The organism is Sporolactobacillus pectinivorans (assembly GCF_002802965.1).
Classification (GTDB): Bacteria; Bacillota; Bacilli; order Bacillales; family Sporolactobacillaceae; genus Sporolactobacillus; species Sporolactobacillus pectinivorans.
In genome coordinates this window covers 3,772,536-3,795,116 of sequence record NZ_NXGA01000001.1, presented here as the reverse complement: position 1 = coordinate 3,795,116, position 22,581 = coordinate 3,772,536, and the positions used below count along the sequence as shown (strand labels likewise).

At 42.0% G+C, this 22,581-nt stretch carries 21 protein-coding genes and 3 pseudogenes; 20 read left to right on the top strand and 4 right to left on the bottom strand.

Translation table 11 applies throughout. The features are described from left to right. The first annotated feature begins 51 nt into the window (after positions 1–51). Positions 52–348, top strand: a complete 297-nt coding sequence (locus COP04_RS18545; RefSeq protein WP_010024626.1) for an ArsR/SmtB family transcription factor — start codon at positions 52–54, stop codon at positions 346–348. Between the two features lie 31 nt (positions 349–379). On the opposite strand, the pseudogene COP04_RS20865 reads toward COP04_RS18545, so the two are convergent. Continuing rightward, positions 380–1,263, bottom strand: a pseudogene (locus COP04_RS20865) (IS4 family transposase); the annotation flags it as partial. A 199-nt stretch (positions 1,264–1,462) separates the two neighbouring features. Between COP04_RS20865 and COP04_RS18540 the strand changes: the two are divergent. The 11 genes and pseudogenes from COP04_RS18540 to COP04_RS18485 all read left to right on the top strand — a co-directional run bounded on the left by COP04_RS18540 (position 1,463) and on the right by COP04_RS18485 (position 12,620). Continuing rightward, positions 1,463–4,267, top strand: a complete 2,805-nt coding sequence (locus COP04_RS18540) for a non-ribosomal peptide synthetase (RefSeq protein WP_239984936.1) — start codon at positions 1,463–1,465, stop codon at positions 4,265–4,267. Then, positions 4,267–5,106, top strand: a complete 840-nt coding sequence (locus tag COP04_RS18535) for an alpha/beta fold hydrolase (protein ID WP_157800383.1) — start codon at positions 4,267–4,269, stop codon at positions 5,104–5,106. Before COP04_RS18540 ends, COP04_RS18535 begins: the two co-directional genes overlap by 1 nt. After that, positions 5,096–6,466, top strand: a complete 1,371-nt coding sequence (locus tag COP04_RS18530) for an MFS transporter (RefSeq protein ID WP_100489373.1) — start codon at positions 5,096–5,098, stop codon at positions 6,464–6,466. Before COP04_RS18535 ends, COP04_RS18530 begins: the two co-directional genes overlap by 11 nt. Beyond that, entirely contained in the window at positions 6,463–7,161 is a 699-nt protein-coding gene (locus COP04_RS18525) for a 4'-phosphopantetheinyl transferase family protein (RefSeq protein ID WP_100489372.1), read from the top strand. The genes COP04_RS18530 and COP04_RS18525 overlap by 4 nt, the downstream gene beginning before the upstream one ends. A gap of 291 nt (positions 7,162–7,452) precedes the next feature. Further along, positions 7,453–7,920, top strand: coding sequence for an RNA polymerase sigma factor (locus COP04_RS18520; protein ID WP_100489371.1), 468 nt, complete (start codon positions 7,453–7,455; stop codon positions 7,918–7,920). After that, complete coding sequence (locus tag COP04_RS18515; RefSeq protein ID WP_093672815.1) at positions 7,917–8,144, top strand: helix-turn-helix domain-containing protein; 228 nt, start codon at positions 7,917–7,919, stop codon at positions 8,142–8,144. The genes COP04_RS18520 and COP04_RS18515 overlap by 4 nt, the downstream gene beginning before the upstream one ends. 517 nt (positions 8,145–8,661) lie before the next feature. Then, positions 8,662–8,868, top strand: coding sequence for a DUF3173 domain-containing protein (locus COP04_RS18505; RefSeq protein WP_100489370.1), 207 nt, complete (start codon positions 8,662–8,664; stop codon positions 8,866–8,868). Then, positions 8,861–9,622: pseudogene (locus COP04_RS18500) on the top strand (tyrosine-type recombinase/integrase); the annotation flags it as partial. The gene COP04_RS18505 and the pseudogene COP04_RS18500, both read left to right, overlap by 8 nt. Positions 9,623–10,246: 624 nt before the next feature. Beyond that, positions 10,247–10,516, top strand: a complete 270-nt coding sequence (locus tag COP04_RS18495) for a helix-turn-helix domain-containing protein (protein ID WP_100489369.1) — start codon at positions 10,247–10,249, stop codon at positions 10,514–10,516. 69 nt (positions 10,517–10,585) lie between these two features. Continuing rightward, on the top strand, positions 10,586–11,725 hold the full coding sequence (locus COP04_RS18490) for an ISAs1 family transposase (protein ID WP_100489368.1): 1,140 nt from the start codon (positions 10,586–10,588) through the stop codon (positions 11,723–11,725). Then, on the top strand, positions 11,691–12,620 hold the full coding sequence (locus tag COP04_RS18485) for a tetratricopeptide repeat protein (RefSeq protein WP_162297127.1): 930 nt from the start codon (positions 11,691–11,693) through the stop codon (positions 12,618–12,620). Before COP04_RS18490 ends, COP04_RS18485 begins: the two co-directional genes overlap by 35 nt. A gap of 122 nt (positions 12,621–12,742) precedes the next feature. On the opposite strand, the gene COP04_RS18480 is transcribed toward COP04_RS18485, so the two are convergent. The 3 genes and pseudogenes from COP04_RS18480 to COP04_RS18470 all read right to left on the bottom strand — a co-directional run bounded on the left by COP04_RS18480 (position 12,743) and on the right by COP04_RS18470 (position 14,387). Then, complete coding sequence (locus COP04_RS18480; RefSeq protein WP_100489366.1) at positions 12,743–13,231, bottom strand: DMT family transporter; 489 nt, start codon at positions 13,229–13,231, stop codon at positions 12,743–12,745. Next, a pseudogene (locus tag COP04_RS20860) lies at positions 13,159–13,395 on the bottom strand (EamA family transporter); the annotation flags it as partial. The pseudogene COP04_RS20860 and the gene COP04_RS18480, both read right to left, overlap by 73 nt. 326 nt (positions 13,396–13,721) lie before the next feature. Then, on the bottom strand, positions 13,722–14,387 hold the full coding sequence (locus COP04_RS18470; protein ID WP_100489364.1) for a Crp/Fnr family transcriptional regulator: 666 nt from the start codon (positions 14,385–14,387) through the stop codon (positions 13,722–13,724). Between the two features lie 204 nt (positions 14,388–14,591). Here COP04_RS18470 and larA point away from each other — a divergent pair, with 204 nt between their 5' ends. From larA to COP04_RS18430, 8 genes are all read left to right on the top strand, one after another. Further along, on the top strand, positions 14,592–15,866 hold the full coding sequence (gene larA, locus COP04_RS18465; protein WP_100489363.1) for a nickel-dependent lactate racemase: 1,275 nt from the start codon (positions 14,592–14,594) through the stop codon (positions 15,864–15,866). A 30-nt stretch (positions 15,867–15,896) separates the two neighbouring features. After that, positions 15,897–16,643, top strand: coding sequence for a nickel pincer cofactor biosynthesis protein LarB (gene larB / locus COP04_RS18460; protein WP_100489362.1), 747 nt, complete (start codon positions 15,897–15,899; stop codon positions 16,641–16,643). Positions 16,644–16,673: 30 nt separating this feature from the next. Beyond that, positions 16,674–17,912 carry a nickel pincer cofactor biosynthesis protein LarC gene (gene larC, locus COP04_RS18455; RefSeq protein WP_100489361.1) on the top strand — a complete coding sequence of 413 codons (1,239 nt, stop codon included), beginning with the start codon at positions 16,674–16,676 and terminating at the stop codon, positions 17,910–17,912. A gap of 29 nt (positions 17,913–17,941) precedes the next feature. Further along, positions 17,942–18,655 carry a D/L-lactic acid transporter LarD gene (gene larD / locus COP04_RS18450; RefSeq protein ID WP_100489758.1) on the top strand — a complete coding sequence of 238 codons (714 nt, stop codon included), beginning with the start codon at positions 17,942–17,944 and terminating at the stop codon, positions 18,653–18,655. A gap of 94 nt (positions 18,656–18,749) precedes the next feature. Then, complete coding sequence (larE, locus tag COP04_RS18445; protein WP_100489360.1) at positions 18,750–19,583, top strand: ATP-dependent sacrificial sulfur transferase LarE; 834 nt, start codon at positions 18,750–18,752, stop codon at positions 19,581–19,583. A 93-nt stretch (positions 19,584–19,676) separates the two neighbouring features. Continuing rightward, positions 19,677–20,726: a HoxN/HupN/NixA family nickel/cobalt transporter gene (locus tag COP04_RS18440; protein ID WP_239984935.1), complete on the top strand. Its 1,050-nt coding sequence runs from the start codon at positions 19,677–19,679 to the stop codon at positions 20,724–20,726. 116 nt (positions 20,727–20,842) lie between these two features. After that, entirely contained in the window at positions 20,843–21,460 is a 618-nt protein-coding gene (locus COP04_RS18435) for a TetR/AcrR family transcriptional regulator (RefSeq protein ID WP_162297126.1), read from the top strand. An 87-nt stretch (positions 21,461–21,547) separates the two neighbouring features. Then, a complete protein-coding gene (locus COP04_RS18430; RefSeq protein WP_100489358.1) occupies positions 21,548–22,378 on the top strand; it encodes an SDR family NAD(P)-dependent oxidoreductase in 831 nt (276 codons plus the stop codon). Positions 22,379–22,581 lie beyond the last annotated feature (203 nt).

Here is a 22,581-nt window from a genome sequence, read left to right as displayed (position 1 = left end):
TCAATAGTAATTTCGGTTGATAAAATTCTCTGAAGTTGATACAATAGTATTATGATTATTAAACTAACAGAAAAACAAGAAGATGAATTAAGAGTAAAAGTTTTTAAGGCTCTATCGGATCCAATCAGATTGGAGATTATTCGATATTTAAAAAAGGTAAATCGAGGGGTAACTTGTGGTGAAATCGGAGAGATAGTTAAAATGAGTAAATCTGCAGGTTCTTATCATTTTAAAATTCTTCGAGAAGCAGGATTAATTCTTACACGAAAGCAGTCCAGAGAGAAATATGTTTCTCTTAATTATGATATCTTTGATAAATATGTGACAAAATTTCTAGATTCTCTTTGAATTTAGAAATTTTTTGTTTATTGAGAACGCAACTTTCGCAGCTTAATTCTGGTAGGTAAACCTTGGTATAGTTGGGTAGCCTGTCAATCCATTGCTGGAGCTGACAGACGATACACTTCTTGATTGTATTTTTGGTTTCGGCTAAAGCTTCATGGAAAAGGTCAAGTAGATGGGTCAGGGACACGCCCCAATCCAGGTTCCTCATTTCGTCGCAAGGTTCGTAGAACATGCCGCCTAGTGTCCGTTCGTCCGAACTGCAGCGGTTTCGCCAGTCCAGAAAAGAATGAACCGAGTAAATACGATTGCTGTATGGCTGATCATGGGGTCATACGACCGTCCCTAAAATTATTTTTGTAGTTTTAGAAAAAATTGGTCGTTTTAAAGAAGAACTCAATGTCCCGTCTCTTCTTTAGATTCGGATAATTTATATTCCGTCATCGTGCAGTCGGTACAGCGGTCCTGCTGGTAACGTTTTTGTGCGAAAACCACTTTGGACGGAATCCCATTGGCAGGGTGGTGCGGATTGAACACAGAATGCCTTTTTGACTGGTGACTGGTTCAGCGAGCCGGAACAGAGGTTTTAATCCAAACTGTTTCGGTCAACCTGATAACGCTGATTTGTCGCTTTCGCTATGCTAATGACATCTAGTCCCTGACAGGTCAGCGCTTTGACCAGCAGCTGCTGTGTGAACCAACTGTCCATCAGGACATAGGGGGCAGGAACCCCCTTGACATCCGTTCCACCATGGCAGGAATTTGATCTGGAGCTATCTGCAAGGCATTGATCCGACGTTTGTATCCGGAACACTTCTTGTCGATACCAGCATGAGTCCTATTTATCACTGTTTTTTCTAAACTGAGCAGGGAAAAGTTAACGGGGAGAAACGTGGTTCCGTCTGACCATTCCAGGGTCACGTCCTTAATTTTGAACTGTGAAGTTGATTTGAGAAATATTAAACTAGATAATGTTATTGAAAAGTAGATATGTAGGTGGTATACTGCATTAAAGTTAAAAAGTATTTGTACTATTTAACTGTTAACACATTAGTAGTATACTTTATTATAGTTTAAAATAATTTGTACTTTTGAACTAATAAGGGAGATGGGGATAATTATGATAAGCGATAATATTACCGCTAAAAGTGGAGCACAAGAGGGCTTTCACAAGAATATAGCAAATCTTTCCGAAATGATTTCTTACTCTGTTGAGAATTTTCCAGACAAATCAATTATTTATGTAGATTCTAGAGGGGAAAAAATCACCACTTATCTTGATACCTATAACGAATCTAGGTTGATACTTAACAATTTGCATCAAAGCGGAATTAAAGCTGGAGATATTGTCGTCTTAGCTCTAGAGGAACACTCTGATTTCATTCCTTTAATTTGGGCCTGTGTTTTGGGAGGAATAATACCTTGCCCAATAATTCCACGAGTTGCAGATATGGAAGTATGGAGAGGCAGTCTAAACCATATATCAGAATTGCTTAATAATCCCACCTTTATTATTTCATCGCGTAACCTTAAATTATTTGATGTAGATAACAAAATCCTGAAGGTAGAAGATTTACATAACCCTGTATCTGCACCTGCAAAAGTCGATAGCGATAATGTTCCAGATATTTCCTTTTTAATGCTGAGCTCTGGTTCAACTGGTGCTCCAAAAGCAATTACTCTGACTCATGAAAATATCCTTAATTCATTAGAGGGAAAGCGACTTGCTACAGGGATAGAGGATACCGATATTACCATGAATTGGATTGCTTTTGATCATGTCGCGGCATTAACAGAGTGCCACTTCTTGCCATTGTTCACGGGCTCAACGCAGATTCAAGTCCCAGCGGTTGATATTGTTTCAGATCCACTCTTTTTTTTGAAAATAATTAGCAAATATCGAGTTTCACATACATTTACACCTAACTTCCTACTGGGACAAATCACTTCACTGATAGATAGTACAGATGGGCTACCAGAAAAAATTCAGCAAATGGATTTTTCTTGCCTCAAACGTATTATTTCTGGGGGTGAGGCGAACGTATGTGAAACGGGAGACCGTTTCTTAAATGCATTTGCAGATCTAGGTATGAAACGTTCAGTAATTTGGCCAGCATTTGGTATGACCGAAACCTGTGCTGGATCAATCTATTCAACTAATTTTGAGAATGAAATCGGCAAAAGTGAGTTCGCAACTCTGGGGAAACCTATTCCTGGTTTGAAAATTCGAATTCTTGGGGAAAACGGGGAGATCATGAACCCAGGCCAAGAAGGGGAACTTCAGCTGCACGGTGCGATGATATTCAATAAATATTATTCCAATGAAAAAGCTACAAAGGAAGCATTTACTGAAGATGGATGGTTTAGAACAGGAGATCTTGGCATTATTGAGCCCGACTCAGGATCTTTACGCTTAGTAGGGAGAAGTAAAGATAGCATTATTGTTAATGGTAACAATTACTTTCTTTACGAACTTGAAACAGTAATTGGAAGTCTTGAAGGTATAGCGCCTTCTTTTATTGCTGCATTCTCAACGCGGCCAGTTGGATCGGATACAGAGTCACTTGTTGTTTTCTATACTCCACTGAGTGATTATAATACACCTCAACAACTTAGGAATATTAACATTGCGATTAGAAATATCACAATATTACGCTGGGGATTCCGTCCTCTTTTAGTGCTTCCTGTATCCAAAGATATACTTACTAAGACAAGTCTTGGTAAAATTCAGCGTTCTAAGCTGCGAAAGAAATACGAAGCAGGAGAGTTTGATAGCTTAATAGCAGATTTTGCTAGTTTAGAAAAAGAATATACTCCACCAATTGTGCCTGCTGAGAATGGATACGAAGAGAAAATAATCAATTTATTTTCCAAGATAACAGGGATTTCAACAGGAGAAATAGGTGCGACTAGTAATTTCTTTTCACTAGGTGGTACATCACTAGAGATATTACGTTTACTTACTAGTCTTAAAGGACAATCTGACACCAAACGGAAATTTTCTTTAGTAGACTTGCTTCGAGACCCTACACCTAGAGGCATAGCTCATCTTGCTTCTTCTAAAACAGCTAATAATAAAGAATACAATCCAATCGTGCCGCTTCAGGAAAAGGGAGTTGGAGCACCCATTTTTATGATTCACCCAGGAGTCGGAGAGGTTCTGGTTTTTGTAAATCTGGCTAATTTTTTCATGGATGAAAGACCCATTTATGCTTTAAGAGCACGTGGATTCAATCCAAATGAGAAATTTTTTGAATCTTTTGATGAACTTGTATCTACCTATGCTGCTGCTATTAAACAATATCGACCACATGGACCGTACTACATTGCAGGATACTCCTATGGTGGTCCAGTTTCACTACCGGTTGCACAAACTTTGGAAGCGATGGGGGAGAAAGTACACGTTTTAGTAATTGATGCTCCGCCAGTAATTGAACATCCACGAGGTAAGGTTGATAGGGTAGAAAGTGCTCTTATGTTGTCTTTCTTTCTCGGCTTTATTGATAAAAGTCAACTTGATACTCTTGGTAATTATCTAAGAGAATCTGAGGATATAAATCCAGTAGACTATCTTTTTTCATTAGCACCGAACTCGAGAATTCGAGAGCTTGGACAAGATTTGACGACATTTAAACGCTGGAACGATCTGGCTTATGGTCTTTCTCAAATTGGAGGTTCTTACAAACCTAAGGGAAGCGTAAATGACATTACCGTCTTTTATGCTCAACCGATATGGGGAAGTAAAGCTGATTATTTAGAAACAATGTTAAAGAAGTGGGATAAATATTCTCGCTCCCCTGTGCGGTACATCGAAGTTCCAGGAGAGCACCATACAATCCTCAATCCTGAATTTGTTGATAAATTTCAGGAGATATTTCGATCCGAGTTATCGAAAATGGTCAGTAAACAAGGAGTTGAGAAATGATGAGTAAAAATCGCGTCCTATGCTATGACGAGGTCGGACAGGGCGAAGAAACCGTGTTTGTTCATGGCTATATTTCCGATCGACGGATCTGGTCTCAGGTAAGAGAGCATTGGTACGGTTCGGGTCATCTATTTTTCCCTACACTTGAAGGCTTTTGGGAAGAATCTCTGGAGGTCAATGATAGTGATTTTAGTGTTGATAATCATATTGAAGATATTGTTGATTTCTTAGAAAATGTTTGTACCCCGCCTGTTCATCTCGTTGGATGGTCATATGGAGCGTCACTTGTATTGCTGGTTGCTGCAAGAAGACCGGATCTGGTTAAATCCGTGTTTGCTTATGAACCTGGCATTTCATCTTTTGTTTTAGATAAAAAAATATTGCAGCAAATTCAGCGTGATCGTGTAGAAATGGCAAGCCCCGCTATAGGAGCAGTAAAAGCTGGGAATACAAAAGAAGCGGTTAAATATATTGTTAATGGAGCCTGCAATAGAGAAGGAGTGTTTGAAGATTTCGATGAGGAACTAAAACAGAGATTCTTTGATAATGCAAGCACAGTTCCGTTGATGTTTACTGAACGGAGTGCCCCAAATTTACCAGCTTCTTCGGAGGACTTAAAAAAAATCTTGTGTCCTGTTACTATAAGTTATGGTGAGTATGCTCGTCCTGCGTATAGGCTTGTCGCAAAGGAAGCTGCAAAAATAATTCCCAATTCAATAATACAGATCATTCCAGGCGCAATGCATGTTGTCCCAGTAACGTCTCCAGAGATATTTCTGCTGAAAATTCTTGAGCATCTCAGTGGAGTTGACAGGAGGGCGGTATCCAATGGCAAATAAACAAACAAATCCAACTTGGGTACTCGTGCTCACATCGCTTGGCTTCTTCATGGCGATGATGGATTCGATGATTGTAACAACCGCGTCAACAGCGATTCGAAACGACTTTGGAATTTCGGTTGGCGAGCTACAATGGGCGCTCAATGCCTATAACATTACAATTGCAGCTGTTTTATTGATTGGTGTTGCGATTGGAGATCGCATCGGACACAGAAGGCTGTATAATATCGGTCTCTTTATCTTTGTTTTGGGTTCAGTTTTTTGTGCATTATCAAGTAATATCGATCTTTTAATAGCTTCCCGGGTCATAGAGGGAATCGGTGCCTCTGTAATGACACCTATGTCGATGGCCATATTAACGGCATCCATTCCTCCTTCCGAACGCGGAAAGGCTCTGGGTATTTGGAGTGGGATAGGCGGACTTGCTCTCATTGTAGGGCCTGCACTGGGTGGCTTGATTGTTGCTAAGCTTGCTTGGCAATGGATTTTCTGGATTAATGTTCCCATAGGTCTTGTTGGCATTTATCTGTCGCAACGTGAATTACCAGAAACTCAGTTAGAGGGCAGTCATTTAAACATCATTGATTCTATACTCATTGTCTTTTCTTCGGCGGGGATTATCTGGGCGTTATCAGAAAGTACTTCTAAAATGGTTCAGACTTCAACACTAATTGTTGGCGTGCTCAGCATCGTTTTGGGAATCATTTTTGTTTTGAGACAGAGGTATGAAAAAAAACCAATGATCCCACTTTCCTTTTTTAAATCATGGACTTTCAGTGGTGGAGTCATCTCTACTTTTCTGCTTTACGCCTCCATGTATGGCGTGGTGTTCTTTTTACCCCAATATTTACAGGTTGCAGATAAATCAAACGCATTGATAGCCGGGCTTCAACTTTTGCCTTGGACAGGGACATTGGTCATTGTCGCGCCAATAGCTGGAAAAGCGGTCGATAAATTTGGTGAACGTCTGGTAGCGATCACTGGTCTGCTTCTTCAAGGAATAGGTTATTTATGGATTGTGCTGACTTCAGTACCAGGGAGCCCATATTGGCTAATGATTATTCCGCTTATCCTTGCGGGTGCTGGAATTTCAATGGCAGGGCCCGCATTGCAGAAAGCAGCACTTGGATCTGTCGGCAGAGCCGAGATTGCTAAAGCGTCAGGGATTTATAACATGTTTCGGCTCCTTGGTGGTGCAGTAGGAATCACGGTTTCTGTCATCATTTTCTACGCCTTTGGAGATATCGTGACGACAACGGCGTTTGCGAAGGGCTTTAGTGCTGCAATGATTGGATCAAGCATTCTTTCTCTGCTCGGTATTCTTTCCTCAGTCGGTCTTCGCTCAACTCTTGTAAAATGATTTGGGCGATAAAGCTTGATTTCAATATTGAGGTTTTGCGATACAAAAAGTTATTGCCAAGGATTAGCAAAGAACGACTCTTTAGGATAAAAAAATACAGAAAACAAGAAGACAAAATTAGGAGTGTTTTTGCTGAGCTTTTAGTACGATATGCGGTCAATCAATTTAGCGGTTGTTCTAAGCAAGAAGTCAAATTTTGTACTGGAATATATGGAAAACCGCGACTAATGACCCCAAAGAATATTCATTTCAATCTTTCGCACTCTGGGATTTGGGTAGTTTGCGTGGTAGATAATGAGCCTGTTGGAATAGATATTGAAAAGATTCAAGAAATTGAATTGGATGTGGCTCAGCAATTTTTTACGCAGAAAGAATGTGAATTTCTTAAGCTCTCAAAGAATAGTTTGGAGCGGAAAAGACGATTTTTTAAGATCTGGACGATGAAGGAATGTTTTCTAAAGGCTGTTGGGGAAGGTTTAAGCAGAGACTTATCCTCTTTCTCTATTGAACTTAATCAGAATCGGTCTCCTAAAATATCCTCTACATCAGAGGGAGAGGATTTAAACTGTATTTGGAAATTTAAGCAGTATGAGATAGATAATGATTATATCCTATCAGTAGCTGATACAAGAAAAACAGAAAAAGTTCAGATGGTTGATTCTCAAATTTTTTATGATGGTGCTGTCCCATCATAAAAATTATCCAGAGGTTTAGATTACAATAATGAACCGGTAAGCTGTATTTGATGAAATTACTAGCATTCCCACTGTTACCGTTTAACTTGTAAAAACTTGTCTGAATAATAAAGATTATGTATATGCATTCGAAAGTCTGTATGGATGATTACATCCGTTCGGGCTTTTTTCAATACTTTAGATAGGGGGTTTCCTGCAACAAATAGCTTCCCTTTGGTGAGAGTCAGTATGAAAGAGAAAAAGAATCAAACTTTTCCTTTTTCTTGCTGACTTGGAAGGGGGGTGATACTTGTGAGGCCATCTTCTTTCAATAAAATACATCCTGAAAAGGTTAATTATCAGATTCAAGATGATTTTCAGACAACCATACAATTTCAATTTGATTATATGGCAAGAAAGGTGATGATACGTACTAAAAGTAACTACCGTCGCTCTATTGGTAGACGAAGAAGGCACGAAAGCCTATTTTCAGAAGTTTCAGACTTAGATATAAATAAATTACACACTTCTGATACTTACCGTCTGGACCGTCGATTTTATAAAGTCTTATCAATGGATGTGGAAGTTACTGATTGTCAAATTGCTGAAGCACTGGATACTTTGTCAAAGCGCAAGCGTGATATTATTCTGATGTTCTACTATCTGGAAATGTCAGACGCAGAAATTGCTAAAGAATTAAGTGTAAACCGAAGCACAGTCTATCGCAACCGCCATAGTGCATTAGAAATGATCAAAACGCTATTGGAGGACGAGCCATGAGAGAGAAGAAAAAATTGATTCCCTTTTCTATCATTGAAGCAGCAAACAGTGGTGATGCTATAGCCATTCAATATATATTAAAACATTACGAGGGCTATATTGTCACACTTGCTACAAAAACGCTCACAGACGAATACAGCAACGGTTATTTCTTTGTAGATAAAGAAATGCAGGAACAGCTGACCACTGCCCTACTGCAAATGATTTTGGACTTTGAAATCTAGTATCCTATAAACACAAAACAACAAGGTTTATTATACGCGATAATTTAGGATTTGTCATTCTATCAAAGCATATTGTTTATTTAATATGCTTTGACAGGCTGACAAGGCCTACGTTCTTTGAAAAAGAAAACGCCTCTTGTGGCGTCGTATATAGCAATCGAATACGTTCCGATAATGAAAGAGCCAATGGGCTGACACGCCAAGACCTCATAAAACAGCGAGCGATTCCTGTCAATGACCCACAAGCAATCCAAGGCAGGATTGCTGCCATGACTTCTTTATCGGGATAATGATACGCCCGTATAGCCATAGTCCGAGCGTTAAAAGCGTCGCAGGCAATGGGTACGGCTGGATGAGAACCATGCAGGGGTGAGATTCCCGTGAGCTTTGCCAAAGCTGTTCGATTTGCTAATCAACTAATAACCAAAAGACGGTAATTCTGAGATTTTAATTTTGAGATTCAAACTTATTGAATTATCTTTTGAGGTTAGAGGTTAAAGGGGGAATGAAATGCCTTATGAATGAATTAATAACCAAAGATGATTTAATTAAAAAAGGATACTCTAAATATACGGCTGTTAATATCATTAGACAGGCAAAACAAATTATGGTACAACAAGGATATCCATTTTACAATAATAAGCGTTTAGGGCGTGTGCCAAAAGAGACTGTTGAATCGATTCTAGGATGTGAACTAGAATTGGAGAAAAACACTCGTGGCTAAAACAAAGTATTCTGGTGTTTATGTTGATGATACTGGACAATACTATTATGAAACGGAATTAGGAAAAGATCGACTGACTGGAAAACGATTAAGAAAAAAATCAAGAACCAATCGCCAAGGGAAAAAGTTCACTTCTGCTTTGCAAGCCTACAAGGAATTGGTACGCGTTAAGAATGAGTATCTGTCCACTCAGGGTTATGCAAATTATCATATGACTTATGGTCAGTTTATGGATAACGTCTATATTCCTGCTTACAAGACAGATGTAGAAGAAAGTACATTCTATGTTCGTAAACGTACTTTAGAGCGTATGAGAGATCGCTTCTCAGCCATCCAACTTCGAAAGCTTTCTATAGAAGATGTCCAAAGATATCGGACGTGGTTACTTTCTGAAGATGGGGCTGGATATTCTCAAGCGTATGCGAGTTTGGTTTTTGGTATGTTTCGCAAGAGCTTGGATATGGCTGTTGAAATGGAGTATCTTGAGTACAATATTTCTAAAAAAGTTAAACCCATCCCAAAGGGAAAAGCAATTGTTCCTTATTGGACAAAAACAGAGTTTGAAAGAGTCATTTCAACGATTTGTTTAGATGATTTATATGAACATTTGTGTTTTGTGATGCTGTGGGTTTACTTTATGACAGGGATCCGAGTGAGTGAAGGGACAGCCTTATGGTGGGAGGATATTGATTTTAAAAATAAGCGGCTTCGTGTTCATCATATCTTATTTATGAGAAATAAGATGGACTGGGAATAAAGTAGATACCTCGTTTGGTGTCGAAACGTTGATTTAACAGCATTTTTGGCAAAGGTAAAATGGATAAAAACATTTAAATTGATAAGGATCTCCGCCAAAATTCCGCCAAGGATCGGAGTCAGAGAACCGTATCAGTTCAAAATTCGGAAGGTATATTTTGAAGAATATGCCTTCTTTTTTTGTCTTATTTTCCACCAAGTCATTCTGTTTCGAAAGGTACCCTTACTGTGCTACGAATTTTAATCAATCGTGTGCTGATATGAGAAATCATTTCAGCATTTTTATTTCAAATTTTTGGCGTTGGAAGGGATGTGGTTTCACCAAAGCATCCCGCTCTTTTCTCGACAGACTTTAAGTTTGAATCAGCTTATTAATCAAAACCAAAATTCGGAGGTTAAAATATATGAGAAAATACACACTGATCGTAAAAGGAAAAAGGCGGTGGGTTCGGTGGGTTTAGACCCCGCTTTTGGAAACTAGAGACTTAAGCCACATAAGTCGAATACCATTCAAGTTTTCTTTGCTTAAGTCCAACTTCCTCTCCATTGTTCACGGGGCCAATTCAGCTTATATTAGATTTATCAAAGGGCTTTTGAATTGAAAAATCTGAGGGGATTCAATATGAACAAATTAAATATTGGAAAAACAATTTTACAGTTAAGAAAAGAGAAGAACATTACCCAAGAACAATTAGCCATTATGGTTGGTGTTTCTGCAGGAGCAGTCAGCAAATGGGAAACAGGAAATTCAACACCAGATATTTCATTGCTAGCTCCCTTGGCCCGTGCATTAAATACATCCCTAGACATCCTATTGTCCTTTCAGCAGGAACTTTTGGAAACAGAGGTTGTCAATATTAAACAGAAATTAACGCAGGGCTTACGCATTTAAAAAATGAGGAATATTATTCCTAAAAACGGTAAAATGTGAAAAAAAGACCGTTTTAGGAGACATGTACCCATGACGAAACATTTGATCGACCACCTTTCTGATATTCCTGATCCACGCAGCGGAAATCACTTGCGCCATAATCTCATTGATATCCTGACCATCGCGCTGACCGCGACGATTTGTGCGATTGATTCGTTTACCGATATGGAAGAATTCGGCTATGCCCGTAAAGAATGGTTTGAAAGCTTCCTTGAGTTGCCCAATGGGATTCCCTCTCATGATACCTTTGCCCGGGTCTTTTCTCTGCTCGATCCTGAGACTGTTGAACGTTGCTTCATGAATTGGACAGCCGACGTCTACACACTGACCCAAGGCGAAGTAGTGGCCATTGATGGGAAAACACTGCGTGGCTCCCATCACCGTGCGGCTAACAAGCGAGCGATTCATACCTTATGCGCATGGGCGACCGAACAAAAGGCGGTACTGGCTCAGCGAAAAGTGGAGGGAAAAACAAATGAAATCACCGTTATTCCTGACCTGCTCGAACTGCTGAACCTCAAAGGCTGCGTGGTCACCCTTGACGCTAGGGGCTGCCAGAAAGATATTGCCGCCAAGATCAGGGAGAAAGAAGCGGATTATGTGCTGGCTCTGAAAGGCAACCAGTCCACGCTCCATGAAGACGTCCGACTGTATCTGGAAGACGCACAGAAAAATGCGTTTAAGGATGTCCCGCACAGCTTCTATAAACAGGTCGAAAAAGGTCATGGTCGTGTCGATGTCCGCCGTTACTGGACGACCGACGCCATTGATTTTTTGGATCAAAAAGAGGAATGGAAAGGACTTAAAAGTGTCGGTGTGGTTGAGTCTGAACGGCAGACTGGTGATCAGGTCAGCGTGGAACGCCGGTTCTATCTATCCTCACTTTCCAGCGATGCGAAAACATTCGCTAAAGCCGTGCGCCAGCACTGGCAGATCGAAAATGGACTTCATCACGTGCTCGATGTCACGTTCCGAGAGGACGAGCAGCGCATGCGTCTGAAAAATAGTGCGCAGAATATGGCTCTGCTGCGCCGATGTGTGGTCAATTTACTGAAGCAGGAGACAACGAGTAAGTGGAGTATTCGAGGAAAGCGGTTAAAAGCAGGTTTTGATTTTCCCTATTTAAAAACGGTGCTTGCGCTGGCTTATCGCCTCTCGGATCATTCATAATTCATTTGTTGCACTCATTGTAGCACGCGATCAATCAGAATTTCTAATGCGTTTGCCCTGGAAATTAACGGAAGTATTCCTGCATGAAGGTTATGTTGTTGGAGAGGCAAGATGTCAAGAGTACTTAAATGAGTATCCCAACAGTATTCATTTAAAATTTACTGTTGCCAGTTTGCTCCAAATGTATTGGTTGATGTCAAATGAGCGTTCGGAAGAACTTATTAAGACCAAGATGTATCATTCCTTGGCCTTGTTCCAACAGGTAGTTGAAAGTAGAGAACCGAAATATACACCACTAGCGTTGTTTTCTGTCGCCAATATTCAGATGATACTTGAGAACTATGAAGAGAGTGAAAAAACACTTAAGGAGCTTCCACAGTCACCGATAAATCCAATGGCTTTGTACCCAACTCTTTATCTGAAGCAGGGTAAGACCAAGGAGGCGATCATTCTTTGCAGCAGGATGTTAATGCAGCATGTAAACCAAACTTATCTTACGCTAACTACGCTGGCAAACATTTCAAAAACAGAACAGAATTATGATAAGGCATTCTTTTATCTGGAAGCCATTTATAAGATGCAGAATCTATTTGGAACGGGGTTACATTCAGCAGCATACAACTACTGCCAATTACACATAGAAAACGGTAAGAAGGAGGAGGCAGCCAAATGGTTCCAAACGTATGTGGATGGACTGCTCTCCTCCGGCTATGATTATCAGGGCAACCCTTATTTTGAGAATTATGACCTAGAAGTAAATCCAACAGGGCAAAAAATAATAAGAAAAAAAATGATTGAGTCACTGATAGATGATGACAGTCTAAAAGTGTTAGCCGGAATTCCCGAGTATGAAAAAGCGATTAAAGAATTAAAAAATGCTATTGCTGATATGTAAAAAATCAACGTATTGAAAAAGAGGTCATCCTAAAGTCACTGCACGATGGGAGATACGGCAAAGAAGTGGCCATGACACATCAATGTTTAATTTTTTTACCAGATAATGAGCTAACGGTATAATCAGATAAAGTTATTGGATAAGTGTTTCTTTGTTTTATCAGTGGATACTGAAAAAACATTAACGCTGACAACATCAAGGATAACGAAAAGAGCCCCAATATAATGATAATAGAACAAGGTTTCATGCAGGAAAACAGCACCGGAGAACATGGCAATAAGGGTTGTGAGATTGGTGAAAACGCCAAACTTTGGAGCTTCAATTTCAGATAAGGCAAAATTAGCCAAAAAGAAAGCAATAAAAGATGCAAAAATACCCAAAACTAAAATTGATACAAAAAACGAGAGATGTAAAAACGGCTGAAAAGACTTTGAGATTGTTCCATCTATCAGATGATTAGCTAAAGCCATAATGTTAAATGACAAAAATCTGGTGATAACCATTAAATAAGTTATGTCGATCATCTTATAATCTCTTGTCATCGTTCTTGCCAAGACATTATAACCTGAATGGACAAAGTACTCACAAGCAATAAAATAATACCTAACCAATTAATATAGCCAAACTGAGCGCCTGTCATTACAAGAATAAATATAATACCAAAAACGGACAAACAAATTGAAAGCTTTTGTAGCCAGTTAGTCCGTTCTTTAAGAAACAGAGCTGCAAAAAGTAAAGTGAATACAGGAATCATAGCTTGAATAATTCCTGCCTCTGAAGCAGGTAAAGGTGACCCTACCTACTGGGGGGATCACTCTCCGGATGAAGTGATGGCTAATTTATTCTTGTAATTTAGGATTTTTATAAAAAATCGCAGGGTTCAAAAAACAGCAATGTCCAAAATATGAAATAACAAATTCTGATGGACATCGCATCGAGGGGGTGGAATCGGCCATAGCGGCCAATCCTTTTTTTGTATGGATATTTTGAAATGAATGATCATCCATTTTCTTCGGCTTGGTCACATTAACGGTCATCCAATGGGCATTTGCAGGCGCAGGATCTCTTGTCGAACATACTTTGCGTCGCCAATGATCTTGCTTAATTCGCAATATGATCCAAAAGATAACTGATGTCGGTGATGATAAATTTTCGATTTCTAACGATGAGCGCGCCGTCCTGCTTTAATTCGCTGATCATTCGGTTGACGCTACTGCGTGCACTGATTCCACAAAAGCCGGCAATGTCATCGTTGGTTACGGTAAAGTCAATCAACACACCTTCACGTATTTTGCGCCCGAACAAATCAATCAGGCTGTAAATGAACGCACAGATGGCTCCTTTTTTTCCATTCATGATCATCCGTTGTGAGCGGAAAATGTTCTCCGATAATTTTTTTCGATAATAACTTTTCACATAATTTTGCAGCTCTGGCGTTGCGTTGACATATTTCCAGAAAGTGACACGGTCAATCTGATAAAAGGTCGCTTGATCGGATTCAACACGTACATTAAACGGTTGGGAGGTAAACTTGGACACTTCGTCACGAAGCAACGAGATCACATCCGGTTTGGCAATGTAAGACAAATTGAATTCTCGTCCGTCCTGAAGGATAATGCTGTTTTTGATGATGCCGTTCTTAAGTACATACGTGTAGCGTTCCTCAAGACCATGATAGGTCAGATAGGTATGTCGACTTTTGTTTATCGTTGGTACATGATGTGCATCCAAAAAATTGATTAGATATTCGACCTCACTTAAGACCATTCTTTGTTTCTTCCCATCTTGTTTGTTAGATAGATACATATGTTACACTGGACTCTATTTTAACGCCTTTTTCACTAATGTTTGTCACAAATTGAGTATACATATGTTAACACATTTTGAGAATAGCAAACAGAGCGGACAGCCTTTTTGTTTTGATTTATAACGTTCCTTGTAGAAAAAAAGAAAAGAGGGCTGCTCATTTATATGGTTAGCATCAAACTTCCTTATGACAAAACAACACTTGAAGCGAATCTGCCCGACCGCAACTTTGCCGGCAAATTAGTATCCCAAGCGGCAACCTACCGGACCACACGCTCGGAAAATGAGATTGTCGAAGATTCACTGAATCATCCGATCGGTTCCGTCCCTTTAGAGGAACTGGCGCGCGGTAAAAAAGATATTGTACTCATCAGCTCGGACCATACACGTCCGGTCCCGTCGCATATCATAACGCCGATTCTCCTGAGACGGCTGAGACAGGCAGCGCCGGGTGCGCGCATTCGCATTCTGGTTGCCACCGGGTTTCACCGCCCGTCCACACATGAAGAACTGGTTAACAAATATGGACAAAAGATCGTTGATGAAGAAGAAATCGTCATGCATATCTCGACGGATGATGCTGCGATGGTCAAAATCGGACAACTTCCTTCCGGTGGCGACTGCATCATTAACAGAGTGGCTGCTGAAGCCGACTTGCTGCTTTCTGAAGGCTTTATTGAATCGCATTTCTTTGCCGGCTTTTCCGGCGGACGCAAATCCGTGTTGCCAGGCGTTGCCTCCTACAAAACGATCATGGCCAACCACTCCGGTGAATTCATTGACTCAAACAAGGCACGTACCGGTAATCTGCACCATAATCCGATTCACAAGGATATGGTTTACGCAGCAAGGAAAGCCAAACTTGCGTTTATCCTCAATGTTGTCCTGGATGAAGATAAGAAAATCATCGGCTCCTTTGCCGGCGATATGGAGGAAGCCCATCACGCAGGCTGCCAGTTTCTTCAAGAACTCTCAAGTGTTCAAAAGATTGACTGTGACATCGCGATCTCGACGAACGGCGGTTATCCTTTGGACCAGAACATTTATCAGGCAGTGAAGGGGATGACAGCGGCAGAAGCGACAAATAAAGAAGGCGGCACGATCATCATGGTTGCCGGATGCCGTGACGGACACGGCGGCGATGGTTTTTACCACAATTTGGCCGATGTGTCCGATCCTAAAGAATTTTTGGAGCGTGCCGTACATACACCGCGGCTCAAGACGGTACCGGATCAATGGACCGCGCAAATTCTCGCGCGCATTCTTGTCCACCATCATGTCATCATGTTTTCCGATCTCGTCGATCCGAAACTGATTACCGACATGCATATGGAGCTGGCAACTTCATTGGATCAGGCACTGGAAATGGCTTTCGAACGCGAAGGAATAGATGCGAAAGTGGCTGTGATTCCCGATGGTTTAGGCGTTATTGTTCAATAATCTGCATCTGCAAAGAAGGGGGAGACGGTCATGAAACAGGATGCTTTGCGTTCACTGCTTGAAGAGGTTGCCGGCGGCAGGAAATCGGTTGACTCCGCTGTGCATGCGCTGAATAAGGACAACTTTGCCGATCTCGGATTTGCCAAAGTGGATCTGTCGCGGAAACGGCGCAACGGCTATCCGGAAGTGATTTACGGAGAAGGCAAAACGGCCCAGCAGATCATCGGAATCATTGATGCCATGCGCGAGCAGACAGTGAATATTTTGTGTACGCGTCTTTCTCCGGAAAAGTTTGCAGCGATTCAAAAGGAAGAACCGGATGCCGTTTATTATCAGCAGGCACGCTGTGCTATCGTCAATCGTGCCGTTGTTCCCAAAACCGAAAGCTATATTGCGATTGTCACGGCGGGTACGTCAGATATTCCAGTTGCCGAAGAAGCGGCGGTAACTGCTGAAGCGTATGGAAATCGTATTGCGCGTGTGTATGACGTTGGTGTTGCCGGCATTCATCGTCTGTTCGCTAAGATCGATGTGATCCGCCGCGCCAAGGTCGTCATCGTCATCGCCGGTATGGAAGGCGCACTTGCCAGCGTGGTCGGCGGCTTGATCGACAAACCGCTGATCGCCGTACCCACGCGTATCGGTTATGGCGCCCATTTGCATGGGATCACGGCGCTTTTGGCGATGCTCAATAGCTGTGCATCAGGTGTTACGGTTGTTAATATTGATAACGGCTTCGGTGCCGCTTATTCAGCGAGCATGATCAATCATTTGTAATAGCTTCGATCTGTACGGAGGGAAAAAGAAATGCGCACACTTTATTTAGATGCTTTTTCAGGAATCAGCGGAGACATGTTTATCGGTGCGCTGCTCGATCTCGGTATCGACTATGAACAGTTTCAAGAGGCACTCGCGAAACTGCATGTGCCTGGCTACCAGTTGGAAAATAAGCGGCTCGCGAAAAACAGTATTTACGGGACAAGCTTTGATGTGGTTTTAGACCATGAAAAGGACCGCGGTTTTATTGAACATTCCACGCATCACCACCACCATGACGTTCGGCATTTGAGCGATATCTGTGCGCTGATTGCGGGAAGCGATTTGCTTGAGAAGATAAAAGATCAGTCCATCGCTGTGTTTACGGAAATTGCCAAAGCGGAAGCAGCGGTACATCAGATGCCTGTTGAAGCCGTTCATTTTCACGAGGTCGGTGCGATGGACTCGATTGTCGATATTGTTGGCTGTTTCATCGCCCTTGATATGCTCGGCGTCGACGAAGTTCATGCCTCGACTCTGTCCGATGGCTCCGGCTTTATTCAAGTCGCACATGGACAAATGCCGGTTCCGGTGCCTGCGGTAATGCAGATGCGCGTCGGCACCACGATTCCGATCAAACAGCGAACAGACGTTCAGACCGAGCTGATTACACCGACGGGCATGGGTCTTGTCAAGGAGCTGGTCAGCGTATTTGGTCCCATTCCTGAACATGATAGTTTGCTTAAGACCGGGTACGGGTTCGGAAAGCGCGAGACAGGTGCTTTCAATGCCTTGCGTGTGCTGCTTTTTGAGTCAAAAAAAAGCAGGCAGACCGTACGTACCAACGCTGACGAGGTGCTGCTGATTGAAGCCAATCTGGACGATCAAGGCGGTGAGTCGCTCGGATTTGCTATGGATCTTCTGCTTGAAGCCGGCGCTTTGGATGTCTTTTTCACCCCTATTTATATGAAGAAAAATCGGCCGGCCTGTAAGCTTTCCGTTCTTTGTGCCCTTGCAGACCAGGCAAAGTTTGTTGACTTGCTGCTGACGCATACACAGACCATCGGCGTCCGTTATCAGCGAATGCAGCGATCCATCATGAAACGCCAATTTAAAACGGTTGACACGAAATTCGGTGCGATTCGCGTTAAGATCGCCAGCCGTGGCGATGTGGTCAGAGAGACTGCCGAATATGACGATTGCGCTCAGGCCGCACGCACCCATGGAGTTAGCCTGGCGGAGATTGAACGGGAAGTGCAGCGCCGACTGGCATGTTCAGAAAATCAATAAGAGAATAACCGTGTATGGAGGAAAAGTCTGTGATTCATCAATTAGTTGCGGAATTTTTAGGAACAGCACTTATGATTGTCTTTGGTGTCGGTGTGCATTGCTGCGAGGTGCTAAATACATCGAAATATCAGCACTCAGGTCATATTTTTGCGATTACGACTTGGGGATTCGGTATCACCATTTCTCTGTTTATCTTTGGAAATGTTTGCATTAACCCGGCAATGGTGCTGGCTCAGGCTATCCTCGGCAATATTCCGTGGGCGAATGTGATTCCGCTCAGCATTGCCGAGGTGTTCGGCGGTGTTTTCGGCGCGATCGTTGTCTTTATCGCTTATTATGATCAATTTAAAGCTTCCAAGAACATTGACCGGATTAAGATCCGTAATATTTTCTCAACGAATCCAAACGTACGCTACTTACCGCGTAACTTCTTTGTCGAATTTATCGATACGTTTATCTTTATTACCGCAATATTGGCTATTAGTACGGTCAAGACACCGGGCATTGTCCCGATCGCCGTCGGTCTGCTCGTTTGGGCAATTGGCATGGGCATGGGCGGTCCGACTGGATTCGCGATGAACCTCGCCCGAGATATGGGCCCGCGTATCGCTCATGCGATTTTGCCGATCCCAGGCGGAAAGGCAGACAACGATTGGAAGTACGGCATTCTCGTACCAGGCCTTGCGCCGTTTTTCGGTGGTGCATGTGCTGCTTTGTTTGCCCGCTATTTCCTTAGTATTTAAAACAATGTAAGGAAACAATCACCTACGATGGTTCATGAATCGTCACTATGGATTGACAAATAAAGTTAAGAGAAGAAAAGGAAGGTCATCATCCATGCAAACGTTAGCTGAAAAAAAACAAACCTTAGTCGTCCTGTTAAAGAAAATGAATCGCGTCGTTGTTGCCTTTTCCGGTGGTATTGACAGCACACTTGTGCTGAAAATGGCACTCGATACACTGGGTAGTGATCAGGTACTGGCTGTTGTCGCCAATTCCGAACTGTTCACCAATGAAGAATACGATAAGGCGGTTGCTCTGGCTGAAGAATTGGGCGCCAAAGTGATCGGCACGGAACTCAATTATCTGGAAGAATCCCATATTAAGCACAACACACCAGACAGTTGGTATTATGCAAAGAAAATATTCTATGCGCGAATGAATGAACTTGCCGCAGCGAACACAATTGACTATGTACTGGACGGTATGATCATGGATGACAACAACGATTTCCGTCCCGGTCTGCGTGCCCGCACGGAAGCCGGTGCCCGCAGTGTTCTTCAGGAAGCAGGATTCTACAAAACCGATGTCCGCGCGTTGGCTAAAGAAGTCGCTTTGACGAACTGGAATAAGGTTTCTTCCTGCTCAATTTCTTCTCGTTTCCCATATGGTACCACGCTGACGGTGGAAAACATTGCCCAAGTCATGAAAGCAGAGAAATATATTCGTGATCTCGGTTTCGCAACGGTCCGTGTGCGCTGGCATAGCGAAGTGGCGCGTGTTGAAATTCCCGCGGAGCGACTAAACGATTTTCTGAAATTCAGCGACCAAGTCAGCAAAGCTCTGATTGGTTTTGGTTTCAGCTATGTCACGCTTGATCTGAGCGGATTCCGCAGCGGACGAATGAACGAATCACTTTCTGAAGCTGAACGCAAAGCCTTTGCTTCTTAATGAAACCAAGTAAATGAATAAAGAGGCGGCGCAAATTTTCGTGATCATGAAAATGGACGCCGCCTTTTTGTATCATAGAGAGGAAGAAATCCTGTGATTCAAAAATGTCTGCCTTATTATCTGGGTTCAGCGGCGCTGCATCTTATCGGAGTCTGTCTTCTTTTTCTTGCAGTCGAAACCAATCCGGTGATGCTCGGTCTTGGGATGGTTGCCTATACGCTCGGTCTTCGTCATGCTTTTGATGCCGATCATATTGCAGCAATTGACAATACTGTGCGTAAGCTGGCGGAGCAAAAACAAAATCCGATGGGTGTCGGCTTTTATTTCTCACTCGGTCATTCGTCGGTTGTGTTTCTTATGGCTGCCGTGCTGGCGATATCGGTTCACTGGGCACAGCACCACCTGCCACTGTTTTCGCATCTTGGCGGGCTGATCGGCGCCATTGTATCGGGAAGTTTTCTGATCGTGATCGCGTGCGTCAATCTGTTCATCTTAATTGACTTGGAGAAACTTTTTATTCGATTAAAAAAACATGCATTTGATCAACAAAAGTTTGATCAGTTGCTCCAATCGCGCGGCATGCTGGTACATCTGTTTCGTCCACTGTTTGGTTTCATTAACAAGAGCTGGCATGTCCTGCCGCTCGGCTTCCTGTTCGGACTTGGTTTTGACACGGCAACTGAGATCAGTCTGCTCGCGCTGTCTGCGGAAACGGCAAAGTCACAATGCTCATGGATTGCTGTACTCGCGCTACCGATTCTGTTTGCGGCAGGGATGAATATTATGGATACGACGGATTCGGTGATGATGACGCATGCCTATCGCTGGGCTTTTGATACGCCGATTCGGAAAGTTTATTATAATCTCACGGTCACCACCATTTCGGTTGCCGCGGCGGTGCTGATCGGGGCTGTCGAACTCAGCCAGGTTGCAGGCAAATTGTTTCATTTGCAAGGCGGCTACTGGCGCTGGATACAGAAAATCGACCTGAATTGGATGGGTTACGGCTTAATCGTCCTCTTTGTCTGCGTATGGGCAATCTCGTATCTTATTTGGAAGGGATTTCGAACGGATCAAAGATGGGGCGGTGATAAACTCCAGCTTAAGCCAGATGAAACACCGAACCGCTCATATAGAACATAGTGTTCATAAAGGAAGGGGGTTAGCAGGGATTTTTGGTTTAATTATTACAGGCACGTTATAGGGAAATTCTCGGATTACTATACTTGTATGCATAGATTGGTTTACGGAGTATGATGTTGGAATTAAAGATAATTGGCAACGACCGACCGTTCGGTTATTATTGCGATATGAAAAGTAAAGATAAGAATAAATTACAACTGATTCGCAATGCAGTTTTTAATTTAACTTCAACGAATGATTTAGTCAATTTGTCTATGAGCAAGATTGCAGCGGCAGCTGGAATATCCAAATCAACGGTATATGTTTATTTCAAAGATAAAGAGGAACTGCTTTCCAAAACCTACATGTATGTAAAGGATCTGATGGATGATGGCATTGCAGAAGCTGAAGCCATGCATTTGGATTTAGAAACGCGTATTGGCGCATTCATTCGTCATTTTGTCCATCGTTATCAGCGTTATCCTAAAGAAGCAAAGTTTATGGAAGCAATCCAATCTAATCCAAGTATGGTAAGCGAAGAAGCACATAAATATGCCGAAACTACGGCTGCACCCATTTTTAGAACTTTTGAAGAAATAATTAAAGATCCGAACTTTGTTAAAGCACCGGCATATGTATATGTAGCTTTTTTCTCTCTACCCATGAAAGTGGCACAGATGAATGATAACCTAACGGATTCGGAACTCGAATCTACAATTCAGATGGTGTTGAGAGCGATGAAAGTGCAAAAATAAATCAATGGTTAACCAAAGCGCAGAAATGCGCTTTTAAATAAAATCAAAAATGACCGATCGTTCGGTCTCTTAAAAGGAGCATTGGGGATGAAAAATGAAAAGAAAGTCGTATTAATTACAGGAGCTTCATCGGGTATGGGGTATGCGAGCGCAAAATACTTCTATAATAACGGGTGGATTGTTTATGCCGGTGCTAGACGAATTCAACGCATGAAAGATTTGCAGGAACTTGGCATTCACATTCATCAATTGGATGTTACGGATAATGAATCTAATAAAAATTTTATAGAGGCTGCAATAAAAGAACAAGGTCAAATTGATGCGCTGATCAATAATGCAGGTTATGGAGAATATGGACCACTTGAAGAGATTAGTCTCGAGAATGCCAAATATCAGTTTGATGTTAATCTATTTGCAGCAAGTGAATTATCTAAGCTAGTTTTGCCGCTGATGCGAAGGCAAAAATTTGGCCGAATTATCAATGTGACGTCTATTGGGGAAAACGTTTATATGCCACTCGGTGGTTGGTATCATGCGACCAAAGCGGCATTAGGTATGTGGTCAGACGTACTGGATATAGAAATTCGACAATTCGGGCTTCGGAGCATTGTGATTCAGCCCGGTGGTACTCAATCTGAGTGGGGAGAAATAGCGGTGCAAAACGCAGAAAAAAATTTAACAGCAGATTCACCATACAAGAAACTTGTGCAGGCGATTAAGAAGATTTTAACGTCTTATAAAGTATCGGCCACTTCTGATGATTTAGCAAAAGTTTTCTATAAAGCTGCGACGGATTCAAATCCCTCAAGAAGATATTATCACTCATTAACAGATAGAATTGCAGTATGGATTGCAAGAAATCATCCATCACTTTGGCGATTTGGAATGGGGAAAATTATGAGTCGAATAAATCGGTAAAGAGGAAGAGAAGATGACGAATTTAACATGTCACCATCCAAACCTTATTTAACTCTTATTGACCGTATTTAACTCATTCAAAATTCTAATAAATCAACGATCTTTGCTCTAATTTTGTTGACTGCAAAATAATGGAAATAGCAGGAAAATATAAATTGGAGCGACAGTGCCGGTTTAACAACGTTTGTTGCGATGTAAAATGG